The sequence below is a fragment of the Stieleria mannarensis genome, from assembly GCF_014154935.1.
Classification (GTDB): Bacteria; Planctomycetota; Planctomycetia; order Pirellulales; family Pirellulaceae; genus Stieleria; species Stieleria mannarensis.
In genome coordinates this window covers 1-973 of record NZ_JACEHH010000171.1, presented here as the reverse complement: position 1 = coordinate 973, position 973 = coordinate 1, and the positions used below count along the sequence as shown (strand labels likewise).

The 973-nt window shown below is 59.0% G+C and carries 1 protein-coding gene; it reads right to left on the bottom strand.

The annotated features are described in order from the left end of the window. Window positions 1–21: 21 nt before the first annotated feature. Window positions 22–973, bottom strand: a 952-nt coding sequence (locus tag H1B37_RS32935) for an IS66 family transposase (RefSeq protein WP_220498500.1), incomplete at its 5' end; no start/stop codon positions are given.

Sequence of the window (973 nt, the reverse complement as noted above, 5' to 3'; positions counted from 1 at the left end):
GTAACCGTACACCAGAACCAGTTAGCGACGCCTGGTTGACTTGTTCAGCAGGCGGCGGCGGGCTCGGCGGGTGCGTTTGCGATCGGCCGCTTGGCGACGCTCGTCCTGACGGTACTCGCGAATCGATTCAGGGTGCTCCGCTTTCCAGGCGTGGGGAGTCATTGCGGACCAGTCTGTCTCGCCGACGAGCGCTCGCCGTAGGACATCGTCCAAGTACGCTCGCACGTCCAAGTTGTTGCGGATCGCACTGCCGATGATCGTTAGCAGGTTCGCCGCTCGCTCTCCCGCCGCCACTGAGCCTTTAAACAGCCAGTTCTTCCTTCCTGTGGCGACACGTTTCATCAACTGCTCGGAATCGTTGTTGTCTAGCGGAATTGTTGCGTCCTCGGTGAACCGGCACAGCGGCTCCCAGTGACGTCGCACATAGCCAGCCGCCACACCGAGATTGCTCTTGGGAAGAACCGACGGTGACTGCATCGCTTCGCTGTCGAGGTACTGCGCGATCTGATCGAGAACATGGCGCGATAAGCTTTGGCGTCGCGCAAGACGCGCTGCATCGTCAAGCCCCTTGATCTGATCCTCTACGTCGTAGAGCATCCGAATCAACGACTCCAACTTCGCCACTTGCACCGGGAATGCAGTGCGACACTCATCGATCTTGCGGCGCGCATGCGCCCAACATGCCGCGAACGTGATTCGCGAGTCACTACGCACGTCAATCTTTTGAAATCCCGACCAGCAGTCTCCTAATATGTTGCCCGTAAAATCACTCAGCACATCATCCGGTCCATCGCGGTGACGACTGACCGTGAAGTCGAACGCCACCACCGGAAGGCGTGAGGCGTAGTAGCCCCACATGTTCGCGTTGATGCTTGGCTTGCCGGACGCGATCGCGTTTTCAAGCACTTCACCGATCCGCTTGCCGCGGGGATGTTCCGATAGGTCAGGCATGGCCTTCGGTGTGATCAACAAC